Genomic DNA, 20927 nt, shown 5'->3' with positions numbered 1-20927 from the left:
CCAGGCACAGTGGGTTCGTCGTGCCCACCACGCAGGAGTACCGGCCTCGTTATTGGTGAATGCCGCTGTGCGTGGATCGGATCCTCTTCCGCAAGAACTCGTCTTCGATCTCCTGACGTGCCTGCACGTCAGCCGCCACGAAGCCGATGAAGTCATCCGCGCGATCTGTGATCGTCTCGTCTTCGATCGGCCCCTGCGGGTCCTCGCCTGGCCAGACGGTCTGCCGCGTTGGGCGGTCGCGGTCGATCCGGGCGCCGCAGGTCGCGACCCATTCGCGGAGCCGGTCGCGGGCGGCCGCGAAGTCGGTGTGCCAGGCGATCGGTCCGGACGGCGATTGGTCGGGGTCGTAGCTCGCGATCCAGTGCAGATGCAGAGCCGACAGTTCCCACACGAGCTCGGGGTGTCGGTGCCAGAGCGGCGGCACGACGGCCTCCGGCAGACCATAGGTGCGGCGGAGCCAATCCACCCACTGGTTCAGCGCCAGCCATTCCGCTTCGGCATCGCCCGAGGAGAGGAGATTCCAGTTGATCGGGCACGGGGGCTCCGGGAGTGCGGTGCCGGCCATGAGCTGGGCGTACAGGTCGTCTTCCTCGATCTCGGAATCGAACTCTGCCTCGGGCTCATCGCTGGGCATCGGAGGTGGCGGGGTGTCGCTCACGCTGGTCACCTCCCGAGCGTCATCGCGGTCGGCGCACGGAATTCGAGCGCCGCAGACGGGGACGATGCGGGCAGCGAAGGCGCCGCGACGACGAGGCGCGGGCTTCGCGTCACTGTGTAGCGCGGGCGCGAGGTGTCGAGGAGGAGATTGTCGGCGCGGAACTGGATCTGTTCGACGGGCTCTCCGCGACGCTCGAACGTCCGAGAGTGGAACTCGCCGAGAGCGATCACATCGTCTCCCTCGGTGAACAGCTCGAAGGCGGTCTCGGCTCGGGCGCCCAGGACGGTGAGTTCGACATAGGCGGTGCCTGTGAGCGTGAAGGTGCCGTCGTCCTGGCGCTGGTATTGCTTCTGGCCGAGCTGGGTCACGAACAGCAGTAGCCCGTTCTGCAGCCGCTTCAGCTGCGGGGTTCGGGCGAGATACCCGGTCACTGAGGTCTTGGATCGCATGTCCAACGCATTTCTCCTGCCTGCTCCGCGCTGGTCGCGGCTCTACTTCGTAGGTGCGCTGGCGCCACCAGCGGCCCCGCGGTAGTGCAGCTGCGATTCGACCTCGGCGCGATCAGCGATGAGCCGTGCACGGTCTGTGCGCTCGGTCCAGCGGCGAAGTCGTGTGACGATCGGGGGTGCCGAGCGGAGCAGCACGAGTCCGGTGCCGAACGGGAGCCTGCGGATGGTGTCGGGCGGCATGATCGGGACCCGGCGGATGGAGCGTTGCGCGGAGCGGGAGCCGTGATCGCCGACGGTCGTGGAGTCGGTGATCTCGTCGCGTTCCCCGATGAGGGTGGAGAGGTCCCCAAGGTCGCGGCTGTTGGAGGCGCCGCCGAGGATGATCTTCACGATCGCGGCATCCCAGATCGCGTGCGCGGCGTTCTCGGACCATCGCTCGCGGGCTTGGGCGAGGGATTGCAGGACAGGCATGGTGGTGATCCCGGTGCCGCCGCCTTCGGCCATGAGCGTCGGCAGCGAGGGCAGCGGGGACAGGTTCGCGACCTCGTCGAGCGCGAGCAGCAGGGGTGGGTCGAGCCGAGCGCCCGCGCTACGCGCCGCAAGCCGGCGTGCGGCCTCCACCACGTCTTCGATGAGCGCCGCGACCAGGGGTGCGCTGTTGTTGGCGCCGGCGGCGGTCGCGAGGAGATACAGGGTGCCTCGCTGTTCCAGGAATGCCAGGGGATCGAACACCTCATCCGGGGCCGGTGTTACGGCGTCGAGCACGCGCGGGTCCGCGAGCGCGGCGAGTGCGAGGGAGACTCCTTGCCAGATCGAGTCCCTGGTTCGCGGGTCGGCGTCGATCATCGCATGCAGCGCTTCCGCCCATCCACCGGCCGCACCGGGGTGCGCAGCGAGGATCGACACCGCGTCGCCAGCGGCTGCGGAGTCGAGCGTCCACCGGAACAGGTCAGCCGGCTGTCGACGGTCGAGGGCGGCGGCATGGAGGAGGCACTGGAGCGCGACCCGGGTTTTCGCTTCCCAGAAGTCGCCGCCCTCGACGCCGCCTTTCCCGAGCCCGGTCGCGGACGCGAGCCCGGACGCACGGATCATCGCGGTCAGCGGGTCCGCGCAGCCGCGGACGGGCGACCAGCGCAGTCCGGCCGGGATGCCGTCAGCGAGATGCTGGAGGTCGAACACCGCGACCGGCCCGACTTTCTGACGAGCGCGGATCGTCGTGGTCACATTGTCGGGCCGGGTGCTGGTGGTGATGACCGCGCCGGGCACGGTCAGGATCGAGTTGATCACGATGTGGACGCCCTTCCCAGATCGGGGCGGCCCGATCAGCAGGATCGAGTCCTCGACCGAAGCCCACACATCGACGCCACGGGATGCCCCGATCCGATACCCGACATCCGATGCCACAGGGCGGTTGAGGGAGGGGCGCAGGTTTCCTGCCCGTGAGAGCAGCGCCCGCGGCGAGCCGGCGTGTGCGACTTCGGCGCGGGTCGCGATCCCGGCGATCCGGTACGGGCCCATCGCCTGCCGCCGTGAGTGATGGCGGAGCAGCACCCAGACCCGCCAGGCGCCAGCACCGGCCCCGAGGATCAGGGCGCCGGCGATCAGCCAGTACACGACCGGGTCGAGGCCGGGCGCGTGAAGCGCCCCGGCTGGATTGCCCGGGCGCAGCAGCACCCCGGCCCCGGCACCGAGGCCAGCCGTCGGTTGCGGAATCCCGGTGACGAACGCGGCGATGCTCCCCGCGGCGCGGAGGAGCACGGCGATCATGCCGAGGCCGGCGAGGAGGGCGAGGGCGGCGTTGGTGAGTTCGTCGCCGAACGTCCCGGTCGGACGGATCGGACTGCTCATGTCAGTTGGCCGATGCAGATGGTGCCGGAGATCCGGCCGAGCAGGATCACTTCGCGGGTCGGGGCGTGATCGAGGTAGCGGGCATCGATCAGCGTGCGGGAGATCCCGTCCGGACTGGTCTCGGTGTGCGCGATCACGATCGCCACCGCTACGTCCTCACCGGGGACGAATCCGGACCCCGCGAACTCTGCCAGGCGCGGCCGCGCCGGCGCCGGCACAGTCTGAGCCTCGACAGTCCGGCTGACGTGCTGTTGCGCCAGCACGGGAGCCGGCGCTGGTGCCGGAGCCGTACGTCGCGGGACACGAAAGTCGGTGACGACCCTGCCGTCGGTCTCGATCACGTCGACGCGGAGCGTCTGCCCGGGCCGCCCATCGCTGATCGCATCGACGATGTGCGGGTAGGAGGCGCGCCGCCACGGTGGCGCGAACTCCACCGGAAGATATGGGGCACCATCGACGGTGACGTGCAAGGTGCCGTCGTCCTGGACGACCATCCGGACCATCACCATCACGGACGTATCGGCTTTCGCGCGGGTGCGCTTCGACATACGGTTCTCCTTCGGGATCACAGAGGGGCCGTCCGCCCGCGGTCACGGGCGAGGCGGCAGGGGCGGTTCAGAGGGCGGCGCGGCGAGCGGTCTTGCCGGCATCCGGTGCGACTCGGCGGGCGACTTCCTGGATGGCGGGGCTGAGGAACGACGGCGGGGCGGGGTCGAGGAGTTCGGTGACATCGCCGGCGTGGGTGATGACCTCGGCGAGGCCTTCCCGCAGCAGCCGGTGACAGCCGGATGATGCGGCGGAGGTGATGGGGCCGGGGACAGCCCCGACGGAGCGTCCGAGCTCGGTCCCACGCGCGGCGACGAGCAGCGACCCGGACCGGTATCCGGCCTCGGGGATGATGCTCGCGCCGCCGAGGGCTGCGAGGAGGCGGGCGCGGGCGATGAAGCGCCACTTGGTTGGCGCCGTCTCCGGCGGCGTCTCGCTGATCTGGATTCCGCCGGCATCGACGATGTCTTGGAACAGCCCCGCGTGACCTGCCGGGTAGGGGCGGTCCAGGCCGCTGGCGAGGATGGCGATCGTGGATGCGGGGCGGACCGGGAGGGCGGCACGGTGCGCGGCGGCATCGATGCCGTATGCGCCGCCCGCGACGACGATCCGCGGCTCCCGCAAGAGATCCGCCACGAGCTCCCGCGTGACGTGCTCCCCATACGAGGAGAAGGCCCGCGCCCCGGTAAACGTCACCCGTGACGACAGCGACGACGTGAGCAGCTCGGGGTTCCCTTTCGCCCACAGCATCACCGGGGCCCGATCGCCAAGATCAGCGAACGACGCCGGCCACCCCGCCCGGCCGGGCGTGAGGACGCGAAGCTCGTGCCGGTCGGTGAGGCGGGCCACCTGGTCGGCGAGACCATCGACCAGCCGAGCCGCGGTCGCCTCTCGCCACTGCGTCCCCAGCACCGAGTCAACCTTGGCGGGAAGCGGAATGCGCGGGTTCCGGAGCAGCGCGAGGGTCTCGGCGGGGCCGATGATGCGGAGCAGCTGCCCGGTGACGGTATGCCCGGGTTCGGTGAGCGCGGCGATCTCCATTCGCGCCCGCACGTCGTCGCTGTCCCGCATGATCTCTGCCCTCCCTGAAGTTGTTGTTCAGGGGTCAGGTGCGCCGGGCGGGCATACGAGAACAGGCGGAACCGCGCAGGCCCTCGGGGGAGGGGGCCCGTACGGTTCCGCCCGTCACAGTGGGGGGTGCGCTATTTGTTCATCAGGTCTTCGATACCGGTGTCCTCCTCTCTGACGTATCCGTTGCGCTCCAGGTAGAGCGCGAGCCTGCGTCCGAACCAGAGCGTGCCGCCGGTCGCGAGGAGCGCTGCCGCGATCCCGCCCCAGACAAGGCTCATCCACCCGTCGCTGCCTGTCTGAGCCAGGGATGTCGGGGGCTTCGGCAGCGGCGGCTGCGGAACCGGGGGCGTCGGCGGGGTGCCCGGCGGACGCTCGGTCACGACGGTCGTCTCACCTGGCGCACCGCACTTCCCGGAGGCGATCACCTTCCCGTCCTGGTCGTACAGGGTCTCGACCCAGTACACGTTCCCCGGCTTGTCGACGGTCGTCTCGTCGGAGCGGTAGTGGCGGGCCTGCGTGACCGGCACCTTCGCCGAGGAGAAGAACGGCACCTCGCACACCGGGGCATCGCCTGCGGGCTGGGGGCCGTAGGCGCGGAACACCAGGTAAGCGCCCTTCGGGATGTCCGTGCCCTGTACGAGTTTCGTCGAGGACACCGTGATCGTGTCCGTGACCGCATCGCCGAGCGTCACGAGACGCCCGTTCGCCTTCGACACCGCCTCCGGCTGGAACGGCGCCACCGACGATTCTGCGACCCGGCCGAACCGGTCGGTGAACGAATCGGTGAGGTACTTCGCGTTCTCGCCCTGCTTCTGCTTGTCGATGCTCCACACCCACGTGTAGAACCCCGACGACGGCGCCACGAGCGTGCCCGGCGACACATAGTTCCCGGGATGCGTGAGCGTGAGGGTTTCGGTACCGAGCACGGGAGCACCGGCGGGAGGCGCGCTTGCTTCGGCGGGCTGCGCGTCGAACGGTCCGTACAGGGTGCCGTCGGCGAGTACCGGCACGGGACTCCCGTTCACATTGATCCACGAGTGCTTGGTAGCCGTGACCGCGAGCTGGTCGGTGAACGGGGTGCCGGCCTGCACGAACTTCGACGACACCTGCGTCTCGATGACCGGCTGGAAATCCAACGGAACCACCGGCGACTCCGCCTGCGCCAGCAACGGCTTGAACGAGGCCGCGGCAAGGATGCGCTGCGACCCAGGCGTGTAGAACAGGTCAACGCCCGACCGAGGACGCGGTGAACGCTGCGCGCACACGGTAGTCGTGTGCACCCTCGGGCGGGGTGCCGACGATCTGATGCGTGCCCGCGCCCGGCGTCGCCGACGTAGAACCGTCCGCGAACGTCGCATTCGACAAGCTCACCGTGCCGGACAAGGACGCCGGGTCCGCGGTGATCGTGAGCGTCCCGTGGTACTGGTCGGTCATCGCGATCGACAAGGACACCGACGGGTCCTTGACTGCGTTCGAGGCGGCGGCATCGCGCATTCCGGCGAGGTGCGCGAGGACGGTGGCCTGCTGGTTTCCAGGGACGCGGGTGATGAGCCCGCTGTCGCCGCCCTTGCTCAGGTACACGTCGTGGTCGGCGACGTCCCAGACGAACATCGCGACCGCGGACGTGATGTTCGGATCACGGGATTCACCCCACCGACCCATCACGTGGTTGAGCTCGGCGAGCTGGGTGCGGGAGAGCGAATCGAGCGTGGTCGCCAACTCGGGCGGCTGAGTCGTACCCCACGGACCGACCAAGCCGAGATCCATGCAATACGTCTGACGTCCGTGCGATGAGAACGCGCCGATGAACAGATTCTCATCCCCGTACCCGGTGCCCAGCGTCGCCGCCTGCGCCGGCGACGGGAAGAACACTCCGCCAAACAGCAGAAGCAGCGCCGTGAGGATCGCCGCGATCCGCGCAGTGACACGGGCAGGCGGCGGAGGTGAGGTATCCGGTGGGACGAGAGACGTGCTGGACATACGCGAGGCCTTCCTGACGAGATCGGAGGTCATCGCTAGGAAGGCGACGGCCACCAGTCAGGTGCGTGCGCTGCGAATCTGAGACGCTACATGGTCCGCTAATTCTGGGGTGTCGTGACCGGCCAAGACCGCCGCTGTAACAAATGCGAGCAGCGAAAAGCTTGGCGGTCATTTCTATGTCGGATCCTTCGACTCCGGGCACAATAGTGCAGCACCGTTCGAAGCGGTGTCACTTGAATGCTGTGCACAAGAAGGACGCTTGCGGCGAACGGTTCGTGCGGTTTCCAGGTTTCGTATCCAAGCAACGTGCGTGCACTCTTTGCTAGAGTGAGCCTTCTCATCCTCTTGCGCTGGCAAGGGCCGACCAGCTTCGACGAAGTGGAATCCCGACGTGCCTCACCTAACTAAGTTTAATATCCCCGACTTTTACTTCGAGCTTGACGTCATGGAAGCCAGTGCGTCGCGGGTGACTTGTGTCATTGGGCCAAATGGTAGTGGGAAGAGCCAGCTCCTTCGAGCGATCGTTGATGCCGCTGAAGGTAGAAATAAAGAGAACGACTCCGTCATCGATATCGTTCCCTCCATGCACAAATTCTCGCAAGTGTTGGCGATCTCTAACTTGGTCACAGATGTCTTTCCTTCCACTAGGCGATTGGACAAGTACCGATACCTTGGAGTGCGCCAGGCCACAAACTGGACCGGTACGAAAGCAGTCGAATCACTTACGATTGATTCCGTCCTCCTGAGTTTGCGAGATGTGTCGAGAATCCAAGCTCTTCATGACGCGCTCAAAGTGATCGGTTTCTCGGAATTCGCCCTCGAACTTGAAGCGGAAAAGAAGCCTCCTCGGGGTAGGCCTCGGATGGTGCAAGAGACTAAGCTCGGTCCCCGTCCGCTGGACCTGTTCGAAGCTGCGGTTCTTCCGCTTCTTCGTGAGATGCGGGCCGAACCCTCAAAGCTTGATCTCGATGCGTGGCACTATTTCATGGGCGAAATCGAAAGCTCCGCGCAGAAGTGCGAGGTCGATATGGCAGACGGAATCGCTCACCTTCGGAAGCGAGGCGAACTGGTAGCGAACCTTGTGTTCACCCAAGGCACTCGGCATGACTCCGTCAGTGGGCTAAGCGCTGGTCAGCTCCTGGTTATCTCACTGGCTGCTCGCCTCGCCGCGCACATAGCCCCAGATTCGCTTGTGCTCATCGACGAACCTGAGATTGGCCTGCACCCCACTTGGCAGTCGGCAGTCGCTCCGCTGCTTCGGGCCTTGGTGCCAAAGGACCTGGAGTCGCATATCGTCATCGCGACCCATTCCCCCCACGTGGTGGTGGATGCAGACGATGTGCTGTCGTCGGGTGAGCAGTGGGGCAGGTTCGAGCCCTTCGAAGAGGCGGTCGGAGGGCGCTCCGTCGAGAACATCCTCTATCGCGTGTTCGGCGCACGGGTGGTCGGGAATACCGAAGTTGAGGAAGACCTCACGCTTCTTGCGAGCTTTATCGCGGAACCGAGCGAGGCTCGAGTGTCCGAGGTTCGTCTCGCTCAAAAGCGTCTGCAAGGCGTGGCAAATGAGGAGACGCCTCTCGTCCAGGACATTCTTCGAGAGGTTGAGATGGAACTGGAGCGCACGCGATGATACCGCTATCAGAGCCTCCTGAGGAGATGCGCCTCAGCCTGACAGAGCGACGGGACTCTGCTGGTGCGTGGATCGGCTGGAAGTCTCGCACTGGGGCTCGGAAGAGATTCGTTGACAACTTGCGCTCTTGGGCCGAGGATAATCAGTCTGGCCGATGCGCGTTTTGCTTGTTGTCGATCACTCCGACGGCTCGAAGGGAGGCCGACCTTGATCATGTTGTTCCAAAGTCAGTCAAGAAGTATCCCGAGTGGACGTATGAGGCGCTCAATCTTGTGCTTGCTTGCAGCTGGTGCAATCGTCGGATCAAGAAAGCAGAGGATTTTCTTGAACCACCGAAACCGGGTGTCGATGAGTATCGTGATGTGATTCTCCGTATTGTTCATCCGTATCTGGATCAGCAGCGGGATGCGCATTTTGTTGGTGGCTATCTCGGTGACGCGCATCGACCGTCTCTGATTCGTCACTCGTCCGTGCGTGGCGCCACCACAATTGACTTCTTTGGGTTAGGAACGCAGGGTCACCTTGAGATGTGGCGTCAGGAGCATCAAGGTGAATTGCGGCGCCGACGCTACAATTCTCTCCCCGGAAAGTTGAAAGACAATCTCGCTCTTATGCTGAAGGAACTTGGCGTGCGGAGGTGAATTATCAGCGGAGTGACAGAACTCATGCTAGGGCCCGCAAGAGAAACGATGATGGTCAGGAGTCCAGCTGGCTCGGGCAGGTGACGTCAATAGGCCGTTCGAGCACTCTTCCAGGTGATGACGACTATCGGCAGGTGCCTTTCTAGAGCATTCGAGCCCGAGTGTCGAACAACGCGAGCTCGGCGGGGTGGAGTTGATGTTGCACGACGAAGCTGCGGTTCTTGATCTTCCACAGTCCTTGCCCGATGCCGAGGCCGGGCAGGAGTGAGCGTTCGGTGCCGGTGAGGCCGAGGGTTTGCGCGGTGGCGCCGAGCTGGTCGGATTCCTGCCGGTACACGATTCGCTTTTCCGCGTTCGCGAGGAGCGAGGATGCGAGGGCGCGCATGCGTGAGCCCTGGTCTCCGACATTTTCGAGGTCGGTGAGCTTGTGGAAGATGAGCAGGTTCGCGATCCCGTAGTGGCGGGCGAGTCGCCATTGCGCGTTCATTCGGGCGAGGAGTGCGGGGTAGGACATGAGTCACCAGGCCTCGTCGTAGACCACGAACCGTTGCCCGCGGACGGGTCTTGGAGGGCGGCTTCCATCCATGCGGCCGAGCATGTCATCAGCACCGCGAGCAGCGCCGAGTTCTCTGCAACCCGGGAGAGGCCGAGGGGGAGCATCGGGAGGGTTGGGCCGAACTTCTCGGTGGAGGGGCCGTCGAACAGTCCGGAGAGGTCGCCGGCGACCAGGCGGCGCAGCGTGTGCCCGACCATCCGGCAGTCCTCGGTGAGTCGCCCGTCGGGATCGTCTGTGGCGGAGGGGGTGAGGATGCGTTCGACGACCATGGGCAGGATCGGCACTTCGGATGATCGGACGGCATCTGCGAGGGCGAGGTCGATTGCGGTGTGCTTGACCGGGGTGAGCCGACGGTCGAGCACCGTCTCGGTGAGCGCGCCGATGAGGTCACGCCGCCGCGCAGCCACTTGAGCCGCCCAGTCGGCGTAGGGAATTCCGGCAGCGGGGTCGCGGCGTGCGAGGCCCAACTCAGACAGCCGAGTACCGGCCAAGGGACGCTCGCTCTGACAACTAGCATCTCGATCGCGAAGGGAACCCCATTGGGTGATGGCGGATCAGCAGTTTCGGCGCACTTCCGCTTCCGTAGGCTCGGACGTACAGTGGAAGTGAATCGGCAACCCCTGCGACAACATTCTTAGCCCCTTGGGCAGGCCTCCGGGCAACTCTCAAAGCGCCGCTCCTTCGCCGTGTGTTCGAGAGGAACATCATTCTTCGCTTTGTCTTCGCCAGGGTCTCCCGCGCCTACTATTTCGTGGCCCGCTATGCACCTGGCCCACGGCTGATCTCTCGCATTAGTCGCCGTGCTGGCCTGAAATGGGGTGTGCCGTCCATGCTTGTCGCAGTGCCGTATTTCCTGGTCGCGAACATGCTAAAGTCCTTCATCGACGATGACGGCGTTGTGTGGTTGAGCCTGCCGCTTCTGTGGTGCCTGGCCATGGGGATCGCGTTCATCGTTCTCGGGCCGGTCAGCCTGCTGCTACTGATCGGGCACTGGGTCCATGACCGGGTGAAGCCGCAGGTATGGCGGTCGGGAGAATTTGCAGCGGGCCTAAGCTGACGAGCGTGGGATGGTCGCTGGCGCACGAAGTGTAGTCCAGCTGACGAAGGACGCCGCGAGAGTGGCGCCTGCGAGCAGGGCAAGAGCCGCGGGAAGTGCCCAAACGGTGGCAGCTGCGCCGACGAGGAAGGGACCCCCGGCGTCGCCGAGTTCGCGGCCCAACTCGGCGCTGCCTAGTGTTCGGCCCATGCGCGATTCGGGAGCTGATACGGCGAGGTGGGCGAAGGCGAGCGGGGTGACGGTGCCAATCATCACACCGAAGGCGATTGCTGCGTCGAACAGGGAGTAGGCGCTCGGCGCCAACCCGAGGAGCGCGAGTCCAAGGACGGACGTGAGTAGTCCGGCCGTTCCGCCCGTTCGCGCGACAGCGCGGGCCACGGGCAACAACGGTGTTTGGCTCACCACCGCTCGGCCTGCTGGACGCTCCATGAACTCCGGGATTCCTCCGGTTTCCTTGGCTGGTTCATTTCTAAGTGGAATCCCTTGGGCCCCTTGACACGTCGCGACCAGTTTGTCCGGCACGGCCGGTAGGTTGGGACCGATGAGCTTAGAAGAGTGGGTGCCAGTAGCTACCGCGATTGGCGGAGCCACGGGGCTGGTCGCTGTCGGCGGCTTCCTCGTTCAACTTTCCTACCCTAGACGCTTGGAAGCCTCTCTTTCTCGGCTGGAGATAGCCCGCAACCTCGCCCAAGACGACCCCGTAGCGAGAAAAGCGGTCAACCAGCAGATCCGGATGGATTCCTTGCTTCTAGTCGCGTATCGACATCACAATCCCTCTCCCTGGCGCAACCTCCTGGTTTGGTGCACTGGAGTGGCTGGTGTGATGACGCTGGCAGGGTTCATCTGGCTCTATCAGTCTGAGAAATCAGATCTGCAGCGTACGGGATCGGCAGGGGAGGCCACGAACATGGATCTTGCCTTCTGGGTCTTCATCTCCTGTATGGCTGCATATCTGTTGCTGACGGTCTGTGTCACCTTTGTGGACAGGCGTCAGAGACAGCGCCGGTGGGCGGCGACTATTGTCGCTTCGGACCCCGATGTCATCCTCAACGATGAACTAGTCAACGCGCGCTCAAGGATCGCGCGGACGCGACGATTCCGGAAACGCTGGCTGGCATCACGGGCGAAGCGCCTCTACGTTGACACCGAATCTGCTACCCGAGCTTGGGCGAGGGCGAGGCGGCGGGCGTATCGGCGCGAAAGGACTCGCCGATACATTGACTTCTGCTTCATGGGTGGCCTGGACAATCCGAAGCGCTGGCCGTACAAGACCTGATCGAAGTCCGACGCAATCGGCACATGACTGGCGCATTCGAGACCACGATCGATGTCGTAGCGCCCCAATAGCATGGCCTCATGTCGAAGAGCCAACTCGAACTGCCGGCTACACTGTGGTCCGTTCCGGACGGCCCATGGCCGGACCCACCGGTGCAGACCAAGCCGGCGCTGTTGCCTGTTGGTGATTTGACTCCCGAGAACGCTGAACGTTTGTTTGCGCGCCTGCTGGAGACGGAAGCGCACATCGAACAGGCGAATCTGTACGGTTTGCCCGGGCAGGCCCAGGCTGGGATCGACGTGTATGCGCGAAGGGCTTCCACGCTGGACGCCGAAGCCACGGCAGAGAGAGGTTTCGTGGCTTTGCAGTCACGTCGGGTGAAGAACCTCACTGCCGCGTCAATCAGCTCTGCGATTGCTGACTTCCTCGCCGGCGAGTGGGCGGACCGTTGCTCTCGCTTCTACTACGCTACGAGTTCGTCGCTTCGCGAAACGAGTCTGGATGCGGCTGTCCGATCTGGGCGCGAGTTCCTCGCCGAGCATGGCATCGAGTTTGAGCCGTGGGGAGCAGAAGAAGTTGCGAATCGGCTCCGCGATCATCCTCGTCTGGTGGATGACTTCTTTGGGCGGGCGTGGGTGGCCGCATTTTGTGGTGAAGACCGCGCCGCGGAGCTTTCTCGGCGGATCACCCCCGAGCGGGCACGAGCGGTCCGTGGCGCCCTGGGAAGTCTCTACCGGGCCGCGTTCCGATCGCAAGGAGCATCCCGGACGATCACCGGTACACATACCCAGGGTTTGCCGTACCTGATTCTCGATACTCAGCCATCCTCAGGGGACGCGTCGGCACGGGTTGCTGCCGTGGAACCGGATCAGACGGGGGATCCTGCCTCGTTCGAGCCAATGGAGGAGTATGTGGGGACTCCTCGGATGATGCGTCGCCGTGGGCGCCGGCAAGTACGGCGAGGCCCAGTCAGAAACGCAGAGGCTGACCGGGCACGTACTCCGGCCGACGAATGGATCGAGTCTGCTCGATTGCGGCTCCTGATAGGCGCACCTGGGTCGGGCAAGTCCAGTTTCTTGATGTTTACAGCCGTGGACCTGCTCGCTGTCGAGCCGCAGTCCGTGGCGCTGCAGCGGGCGCATGGCGGCGACTTGCCACTATGGCTGCCATTCGGCTTTCTCTGCCGACATCTCGAAGGCTCCACCACAAACTCCGTTGTGTCCGCCATTCAGGCCTGGATCACCCGCCAAGGTGGGCCGTCGGTGTGGGATCTCACCCAGCCTGCTCTGGATGATGAACGGGCGGTCTTGCTCGTCGACGGCGTCGACGAATGGAGTGATCCCGCCTCTGCTGAATACGCGCTTGGGCTCGTCGAGTCGTTCGTGGCCCAGCGCCGCATAGGCGCGATCCTCACTGCCCGCCCAAACGCGGTGGACCGGCTGAATTGGGTGGAGCCCTGGGCCAAAGCGGTCCTCGCGCCGCTCAGTTACCCGCAGCAGATTGACCTGGTCGCCCGGGTGCTGTCCGAGTCCGACACGATCAACGCAGACGGCGCCCCCAGCCCGCAAGCGGACTCGTTCCTAGCGGAATTGACCCAGATCCCAGCGTTGAGCGCGCTACTGGGAACCCCGCTTTTTCTCGGGTTGCTGGCGAAATCTTGGCGGGGTGAGTCACTCCCTCCACAACGATTCCAACTGTACTCCGCACTCGTCCAACTTCTGGTGGACAAACACCCGCAAATGCGGCGCCGAGCCTCCTACGCAGCGGGGTCAGAGTTTTCTACCGGTGACATGCTCACTGTGCTCCGCGGCGTCGCTTACCAGGCACGGGTAGAGGGCGGCTCAGCAGTCCGACCACGTCAGGAGATGGAGCGATGGTTCCGGGAGGAGCTTCGTCGCGACGACGGGTTGGCCTATCCTGCGGCGGATGCGGCCCGGGTCGCGACGGCGGTGCTGTCGCAGGCGGAAGACGAGTATGGTCTGCTGGTCCCGCAAGACGTCGGTATGGTTGGATTCCTGCACAGGGTTCTGCTCGACCAGCTTGCCGGCGAGCATCTGGCCACCCTCTCGCCCGAAGCGCAAGAGAACGTCCTGACCGCACGGGCTGGCGACCCTACCTGGAGGGATGTGCTCGTCGCCGGGCTTGCCGCGCAGGTCAACGCACATGTGAACGCGTCCCTGCTCACTCGGCTCAGCGAGCACCCCGAAGCGGACCCGGTTGACAAGTATGAGCTTATCGCCGACGCGATCGCGGCCGGCGTCGCGATCACCACGTCGAAGCAATCGCAATGGGTGACGGAAATCATCGACCGAGTCAATGGGCACGCCAACACTGACCACCGGGCTACCTTGATCGCGTCGCTGGTCTCGATGACAAAACATATGTCGCTAACACCATTGCTTCTCAAGACATTCAGCCGATGGCTCAGCGCCGCGCACCCCTCACCAGAATCCCCTCTATGGATGCTCCGCGACACCGCTGTTGCGGAGGAGGGGGTCCTGCCCGCGCTGATGTGGGGACTGCGACATGAGGAAGAGAGTGTGCAGCTGAATGCAGCCCATGCCATCGCCGTCCGTTACTCCGGCGACGCGACAATTGGTGCCCTCATTGAGGCAAGCGTCGGAGACGGCGCGACAGCCATCGACCAAGCATTCGCGCTGCTATGCCTGGGAACTGGGTGGCCTGACTGGCCGCAGCTGCCCCCTCTTCTGGAGTGGGCGAGAACTCAGATCACCCCGGAGCTGCGAGTCTGCGCACTGCACCTTCTGCGAGAAGCGGCAGGGGGTAAGTTTGATTTCCTTTCGGCGGCTGAGGAGCAGTGGTTCGGAAGGTTCCTGTGGCACGAGGGGTTGCGGCCGCGGGAGCACTGGAAAGATCTCGCAGTCCCGTTTGTGCAACATGCGTTGTTCGAGCAGCCGAAAGCGGCGCGGTTCGTGCTGGAGACCTTATCGGGCAATGGCAAAAACGGTGGCGACCGGTCGATGGCCTGGCTGCTGGCGTGCACCACATTCAGCGGTGACGACGAAATCAAGAGCTGGGTCGCGGGCGAGTTGGAAAACCCCGATCGGCACGGGCTCGTACTACACAACCTTAGGCTCATCCCCGAGTCGTGGAGTGCCGATCCCGCTTTCGCGCGTAGTGCCGCGGCGACCATCCGGGAAGAAGCTCCAAACCTTTCGTTCAGCGAGGGAGTCCTCGCTCTTGCTGAATCGTTGCCTGACGACGACGCGCTTGAAGCGCTTCTGCCTGCTCTGGACTCTTGGCGCCCCGTCCGCGTTGGGAAAGCGCTGTTGGAGCGGTTCGGAGACAAGCCCGAAGTGCGTGCGGTCTTCAATGAGCGACTGTACGGACCCCTCGAAACGGCGGCACCGCTTGCACCACTAGCGCTGGAGGTGCTTGGTGCCGAAGAAGGGCTTCGGGTGCTCGTGGGGCTCCTGCGGTCCTCAGCGGACGAGGGAGACGGAGAAGCTCGGGTCGTGCTGGCGACAGCCGTCGCTGATGCTTGGGCCCAGCTCGCCAGTGCCACGGAAGACTCTGCGTCCGCTGCTGTTCTACGCGGCTATGACCCGGACGAACTTGCGACACTCTGCACGGCGATCGGGACCGGATTTCTTACCTGGCATGTAGACGCGATTGTCACTGCGTGGCCGGCGCACGAAGCCGTCATCGCATTCGCTTTGAGAGCCCTACAGCACCCCCAGCATCTCAGCCCAGGTATCCACGACCCCGCACCTCCAATTATCGTGCGCGCGTACGGTTCTCGCGCTGACCCCACCGCCAACCTGATGATGGACGCAGTTCTCGATCAGCTCGCCTACCTACCAGCACGACTTCGGGAGACGCTCGTCGATGCGCTGACCCGATCCGATCTAACTCCTGCTACCTTGCGTGACCTGCTCGAGCACTGGGGTGAGGATCCGGACGTATGGGTGCAACGCGCGGCATTGACCGGCATGATCCGTCGCGTGGAACGGTACCGGATCTCGCCGAGCGCCGAGGAAGCACAATGCAAGGAGGCTTCCGACTGGTTGCGAGAACAGGTGCAAGCCGAACTTTGCGGTTACGGTCCGGTGCTGGAAGACCGTCGGCAGAACGGATGGGTGGGGATGCTGCTGCTCGGCGACCTCGGACTGCATGACGGACTCCTGGAAACCATCGGGGAACCCACTCGGCCAGGCGTGCATTTGCGTCATCTTTTCGGAGGTGTCGACCGTGAGCTGGTCGACCTTCTCAATGCCAATTGGGGCGAGGTGTTTGCGCACTTCGGCGAGGACCTGTTCATGCTGTTGTCCGCTGCCAACGCGCGAAATGTCCGCGAAGGCGTACGTGCAAGCGTGCTTCGAAGGCTCAGCACCAGCCTGTCGACACACCCCGTCGTCAACGAACTCATTCGCGCAGAGGCCGACACAAACCCTCAGTTCCGAGCTAGCGCAGAGTATTTGCTTTGGTTGCATCGCGGCGGGCGCCGCGACCTTGACCTTTTCATCGCTTGTCTGGCACATGTCGATTCTGGCGCATCAGACCGGCGTGAGGCGGCAGAGATATATGATCTATTGGTCGATCCAAACTCGTGGCAGATTCCTGCTGACGTACTTCGTGATGCGCTGACGCAGCATCCGGGGTTCGACACAGACCCGGAGATCCGGGCCTTGTTCTGCGAATTGTTCCCGAACGATGAGCATAGTCGTGCACTGTTCGCCGATCTGGAGTCTTGGTTCCGCGATGGTGCTCCCCGAGAACGTCGCGAATGGATCGACTCACTTGCTATCGCCTTGCGGTCCTGCCCACCCCGCACGCTACCGGTGATTGTCGAGCGGGCGCACCATCAGATCATGCTCCGAGACGCCACTGAGCTTTTTCCCCTCCTAACAGGCCCACTATTGCGCCGGATCCGCTACGACACCGACGCGGTCATTGCGCTTCGAGCCGCGATCCAGGATCCTGCTTCGTCTGATTCCAGCACGCCGATCTGGGACCAGGCGCCCAAGGAGGGGTATACTCGCGGCCCGGCGCTAGATACGCAACGGGCGTACTTGCTGGCAACGGTGCTCGACCACGTCGGACTTCTCGATGAGAGCACCGCGACAGTAGTTCGGGAGACTCTCATCATTGCGAACCCGGATGTGGTGATCCATAACCCCTTCACCGGTGCGGAATCTCCCGCGCGTGTGGCAGCGGTTGCTCTTACGAAGCACCTGCCGATCCGTAGCTGAAGCAGGTGGCAACATCCAGGCAGGAAGACTTTGCACTACACGCCACTGACACGTGAGGAACGTTGCAAACAATAAGAAAAGCAGCGTCTTCACGTAGACCTCTGGGGGCCTATTCCTCTCAGGCGGCACCATCCACGACTACCGTGTTGCCAGCTCATCCGGGGTTGGCCTGAACGTCAGCGAAGTGAGGACGCAGATCCGCCCTGCACCCGAAGAAGGGTGCTGGGCGGATCGGCCTTGCCAAAGTCCGAAGACCAAATAACCGCCGTCGTCGTACATCTTCAAGCGCGGAATGGTCTGGGATACTTTAGGCATGACGAAAAAGCCTGGTTTCAACTTCGGCAAGCTGACTGCTGGGGCGGCGATTCGCGCCATTACTGAGCCAACTGAACTCTTCGATGCTCTGCCGAACAAGGAAGCTGGTTACGGGTACCTGCGCTCAGTGCAAGGCGCTGTTCTCGACGCTTGGTACCCCCGTAGGGCCGAAACAGACCTCGTCATCAAGACGAATACGGGTGGTGGAAAAACCATCGTCGGACTGTTGATGCTGCAGTCGTCGCTCCACGAAGGGAAGGGACCCGCCCTGTACGTGGCCCCTGACTCTCATCTTGCTGAGCGGGTCGAGGAGGAAGCACGCGCTCTCGGGCTGGCGGTGGTCACCGACCCGGAGAATCATAAGTTCACCGCAGGCGAGGCGATCTGCGTGACCACGATGAAGACCTTGATGAACGCCAAGACCCGCTTTGGTATAGCAGGATCAACCACGCGCCAGCCAGTACCCGTCGGAACAGTCGTCATCGATGACGCACATGCAGCGCTTGCGATCGCCGAGGAGGGCGCTCGATTGGCGATCCCGGCAAACCACGCGGCATATGAGCAACTGCTTGACCTGTTCGAGGAGGACCTCAAAGCGCAGGGGCTAAACGCCTACCTGGACATCCGAGATGTAGATCGAAGTGCAGTCCTCCGCGTTCCCTTCTGGGCGTGGACTTCGCGGCAGGAGCAGGTGCTTGCCATCCTGCGTCCCCATCGAACGACTTCGGATTTCGAATGGTCCTGGCCTGTCATAGTGGATCTGCTGGCGATCTGCGAGGTGACTGTCTCCGCAGAAGAGATTGAGATCAAGCCGCCGTGCACGCCAGTCGAGAAATTCCCGTCTTTCGCAGAGGCGAAGCGGCGCATCTACATGACAGCTACGCTGGCCGATGACAGCTTGTTGGTGACACATTTCGATGCCGATCCCGAGAGCGTTGCAAAATCGATCGTGCCCGATACGGCGTCCGACCTGGGAGACCGCCTTGTCCTCGCACCGCAGGAGCTCAACCCCACGATCAAAGTCTCAGAGATTCGAGAGCTCGCAGGCGCGGTCGCAGCGGATCATAACGTCGTCGTGCTCGTACCGAGCTGGCGGCTCGCCGATGGGTGGTCGAGTTTCGCGCACACGACAGTCAGCAAACCTGACGACATCAGCTCGGCAGTAGCGAAACTGCGAGCCGGTCATGTCGGTTTGGTTGTGGTCGTTGGGCGTTACGACGGCATCGATCTACCAGACAAAGCTTGCCGGTTGCTCGTCATCGACAGTCTGCCCTTCGCGTACACCGGCTCTGAACGACGCGAAGCTATCGCTTTGCGTGACAGCGAGGCAATGGTCGCCCGCCAGTTGCAGCGACTTGAGCAAGGCATCGGTCGTGGCGTCCGCAGTCGGGATGATCGTTGCGCGGTCGTCCTCATTGGCCCGCGCCTGACACAGCTCGTGGCGAGGGCAGACACTGCTGACAGGCTTTCGCCCGCAACACGCGCGCAGCTTAAGCTCTCGCGGACGATCGCCTCAGACCTCGAAGGCGCCACGGTTCACGACATTGAGGCTGTGATCAGGCAGGTCATTGGTGGCGATGCTGCCTTCCGCACCCTGTCACGGGAAGCGCTTCTTGGGGTTAAGTATGACCCCGGTGCCGTCTCAGATGTCTCGCGCCACCTACGCGCGGCCTACAACTCCGCGCGCGTTGGCCGGTATGAGGAAGCGGCCGAGCACGCGGGGCACTCTGTCAACGCTGCGGCTGCCGTCGGTGACATACGACTCGCCGGATGGCTCGGCGAGACTCACGCGGCTTACCTCGGTCACGTGAACGGAGTCACCGCGCAACTTGTGCTGGATCAGGCCTCGCGGAACAACCCGGCTGTCCTCACCCCGCTTGCCGGCATCGCCTATGAGCAACTCGGGCAAAATGACGATCAAGCACAGCAGGCAAAGTCCTTCCTGTCGGCGGCGTACAACAACGGCGCGGAGCTGATCGTCGGCATCGACGTACTGATCACCGATCTGGCGTGGGACCCGGTCCGCACGGACGAAGCGGAGGACGCCCTCGCCTCGCTTGGACAGCACCTCGGGTTCCTCGCCCAGCAGCCGGAACGGGACTTCAAGATCGGCAGCGATGTGATGTGGTCGACCGGAATGCACCGGTACGTGGTGATTGAGGCGAAAACCGGCGCGACAGCCAAGGTCATCTGGAAGAAGGACATCAACCAACTCGCCGGTTCCGTGAACTGGGCCCAGGGCGAGTACGGTGCCGATGCGAAAGTCATCCCTCTCGTGGTTCACCCGAGTCACGTCGTTGAGCGCGCGGGCACACCACCACCCAACTGTCGCTCGATCAACCGGGCCGACATGAAGGAACTCAAGAAAGCGTTGAAGAAGTTCGCCCGAGCGCTCGCTCAAAACGACGGGTTCAAGGACGCTGTGGAGGTAGGTGCGCAGCTTTCAGCGCTCAACTTGACCATGGAGGGCTTCTTCCAGAGTTTCACGCGGCGCGCGAAGCGGGAGCCGCGAGAGACCTCTTGACGCGATAGAAGAGGTGCGGGTCAGCTCCGCCGCGCCTCCACGGAAACGCCGGTGTCACAGTTGCATCTGTTACATGGGCGACGCTGGGCGCATATAACGCTAGATGAGTTATCGGTGCTGCGGGGGCAATCGGGGTGAGCGGGTTTCTCGTCCGACAGATACCGAATAGCATGTGCGCGGCGTGCGGGCGGCAGCCCACGGCGCAGGGCGAAGCAGTTCGTGGGGCGGAGGCGAGGCCGCCGCGATGGGCGGATTCACTGGACTCAGGAACGTCTCCAGTGAGGAGCTGCCCGACGTGGTGACGCTGATGGGGGCCCTTCCAACCCGTGACGTCGGCCGGCGACGCACTCGACGAGTGCGTCGCCGGATCCAGTGCGACTCGTTCGGGCAGCGGGGCGGGAAAGCCGATCCGCTCTACGAAGGTCTCCGAACCCTCCACACCGGTTCGGGTTTGCTCACTGAGGAGCAATAGGCGCGCCTGGAGGTGCTGATCGCGAACGATCAGCATATCGAGGTCAAGGCCCATGGGGCATCTACCAGCGGGGGGGGCACGGCCCGTCGGGAACGCGGCTCGGGGTTCGGGAGCTGTATCAGCGTCAGCAGCGTCCCAAGCCTGGCAAGATCAAGGAGTTGTCGATCATGAATCTCATGTGGGTATGGAGACGCGACTACCTAGATTTCGCATCCAGACGACTCGGTCGGATGGGACGCGGAGATCCCAACGGACGACTTTGCTCGCGGGTCCCAGCGTTCTCAACTAGGAGTTAGACATCACGTCAGTTGCCAGAGTGTGATTCGTTTGCTCGCTTGACGAAGCCCTTTGCGACCGGATTCAGAGGTCTCCAGTCGATGCCGCTGCGTCGCCAGTAGCGGTCACATTCCAACTCGATCTCAGACTTCAGCTCCTCCAAGAGAGCGTAGCTTGCTTGCTCAGGCGCGGACAGACCTGGACCCTTCATCTGCTCTCTGTACGCATCAAGCTTCTCCTGAATTCGGCGCAAGGCGATACCAGCAGCGCTGCTAAAACCACTAACGTGACCGTCATCACGTGGGCGTGAGGAACGAACCGGTGTCAACTGATCGTTAGTGCCGGGAGGCGCTGGCGGGGAGGATGTCATCATGCCCGGTCCTTATCCCAGAGAGTTCCGGGAGGACGTCGTCGC

At 63.8% G+C, this 20927-nt stretch carries 13 protein-coding genes and 1 pseudogene; 6 read left to right on the top strand and 8 right to left on the bottom strand.

Going from position 1 to position 20927, the window contains the following annotated elements; translation table 11 throughout:
• Positions 1-49: 49 nt before the first annotated feature.
• The 7 genes from XM48_RS06860 to XM48_RS18460 form a co-directional block, all read right to left on the bottom strand.
• Positions 50-565 (bottom strand): DUF4913 domain-containing protein, encoded by a 516-nt coding sequence (locus XM48_RS06860; protein WP_231580831.1) that lies wholly within the window; start codon positions 563-565, stop codon positions 50-52.
• A gap of 98 nt (positions 566-663) precedes the next feature.
• Positions 664-1107: a single-stranded DNA-binding protein gene (locus XM48_RS06855; protein ID WP_046455065.1), complete on the bottom strand. Its 444-nt coding sequence runs from the start codon at positions 1105-1107 to the stop codon at positions 664-666.
• A 42-nt stretch (positions 1108-1149) separates the two neighbouring features.
• Entirely contained in the window at positions 1150-2955 is a 1806-nt protein-coding gene (locus tag XM48_RS06850) for a type IV secretory system conjugative DNA transfer family protein (RefSeq protein ID WP_046455064.1), read from the bottom strand.
• Entirely contained in the window at positions 2952-3503 is a 552-nt protein-coding gene (locus XM48_RS06845; protein ID WP_046455063.1) for a hypothetical protein, read from the bottom strand. Before XM48_RS06845 ends, XM48_RS06850 begins: the two co-directional genes overlap by 4 nt.
• Positions 3504-3570: 67 nt before the next feature.
• The gene (locus tag XM48_RS06840) at positions 3571-4572 is read right to left on the bottom strand and encodes a DNA-processing protein DprA (RefSeq protein WP_046455062.1); all 1002 of its coding nucleotides are present in this window, start codon (positions 4570-4572) and stop codon (positions 3571-3573) included.
• A 131-nt stretch (positions 4573-4703) separates the two neighbouring features.
• Complete coding sequence (locus XM48_RS18465; RefSeq protein WP_231580827.1) at positions 4704-5717, bottom strand: LPXTG cell wall anchor domain-containing protein; 1014 nt, start codon at positions 5715-5717, stop codon at positions 4704-4706.
• 79 nt (positions 5718-5796) lie between these two features.
• Complete coding sequence (locus XM48_RS18460; RefSeq protein WP_231580826.1) at positions 5797-6585, bottom strand: hypothetical protein; 789 nt, start codon at positions 6583-6585, stop codon at positions 5797-5799.
• A gap of 412 nt (positions 6586-6997) precedes the next feature.
• On the opposite strand from XM48_RS18460, the gene XM48_RS17485 reads away from it, so the two are divergent.
• Entirely contained in the window at positions 6998-8182 is a 1185-nt protein-coding gene (locus XM48_RS17485; protein ID WP_197074164.1) for an ATP-binding protein, read from the top strand.
• Between the two features lie 167 nt (positions 8183-8349).
• A complete protein-coding gene (locus XM48_RS17480) occupies positions 8350-8823 on the top strand; it encodes an HNH endonuclease (RefSeq protein ID WP_197074163.1) in 474 nt (157 codons plus the stop codon).
• A 142-nt stretch (positions 8824-8965) separates the two neighbouring features.
• Here the strand turns inward: XM48_RS17480 and XM48_RS06815 are convergent.
• Positions 8966-9861 (bottom strand): annotated as a pseudogene (locus XM48_RS06815) (ATP-binding protein); the annotation flags it as partial.
• 206 nt (positions 9862-10067) lie between these two features.
• On the opposite strand from XM48_RS06815, the gene XM48_RS17475 reads away from it, so the two are divergent.
• The 4 genes from XM48_RS17475 to XM48_RS06800 all read left to right on the top strand — a co-directional run bounded on the left by XM48_RS17475 (position 10068) and on the right by XM48_RS06800 (position 19764).
• On the top strand, positions 10068-10436 hold the full coding sequence (locus XM48_RS17475) for a hypothetical protein (protein ID WP_197074162.1): 369 nt from the start codon (positions 10068-10070) through the stop codon (positions 10434-10436).
• Between the two features lie 541 nt (positions 10437-10977).
• The gene (locus XM48_RS17840; RefSeq protein ID WP_156174956.1) at positions 10978-11712 is read left to right on the top strand and encodes a hypothetical protein; all 735 of its coding nucleotides are present in this window, start codon (positions 10978-10980) and stop codon (positions 11710-11712) included.
• A 152-nt stretch (positions 11713-11864) separates the two neighbouring features.
• Positions 11865-16925: a hypothetical protein gene (locus XM48_RS06805; RefSeq protein WP_156174955.1), complete on the top strand. Its 5061-nt coding sequence runs from the start codon at positions 11865-11867 to the stop codon at positions 16923-16925.
• Positions 16926-17238: 313 nt separating this feature from the next.
• Complete coding sequence (locus tag XM48_RS06800) at positions 17239-19764, top strand: helicase C-terminal domain-containing protein (RefSeq protein ID WP_046455090.1); 2526 nt, start codon at positions 17239-17241, stop codon at positions 19762-19764.
• The last annotated feature ends 1163 nt before the right edge of the window (positions 19765-20927 follow it).

Origin of the sequence: Leucobacter sp. Ag1, from assembly GCF_000980875.1 — a bacterium.
GTDB lineage: Bacteria > Actinomycetota > Actinomycetes > Actinomycetales > Microbacteriaceae > Leucobacter > Leucobacter iarius.
Note: the sequence above shows the minus strand (reverse complement) of the source record. Positions and strands in the feature narration are given on the sequence as shown.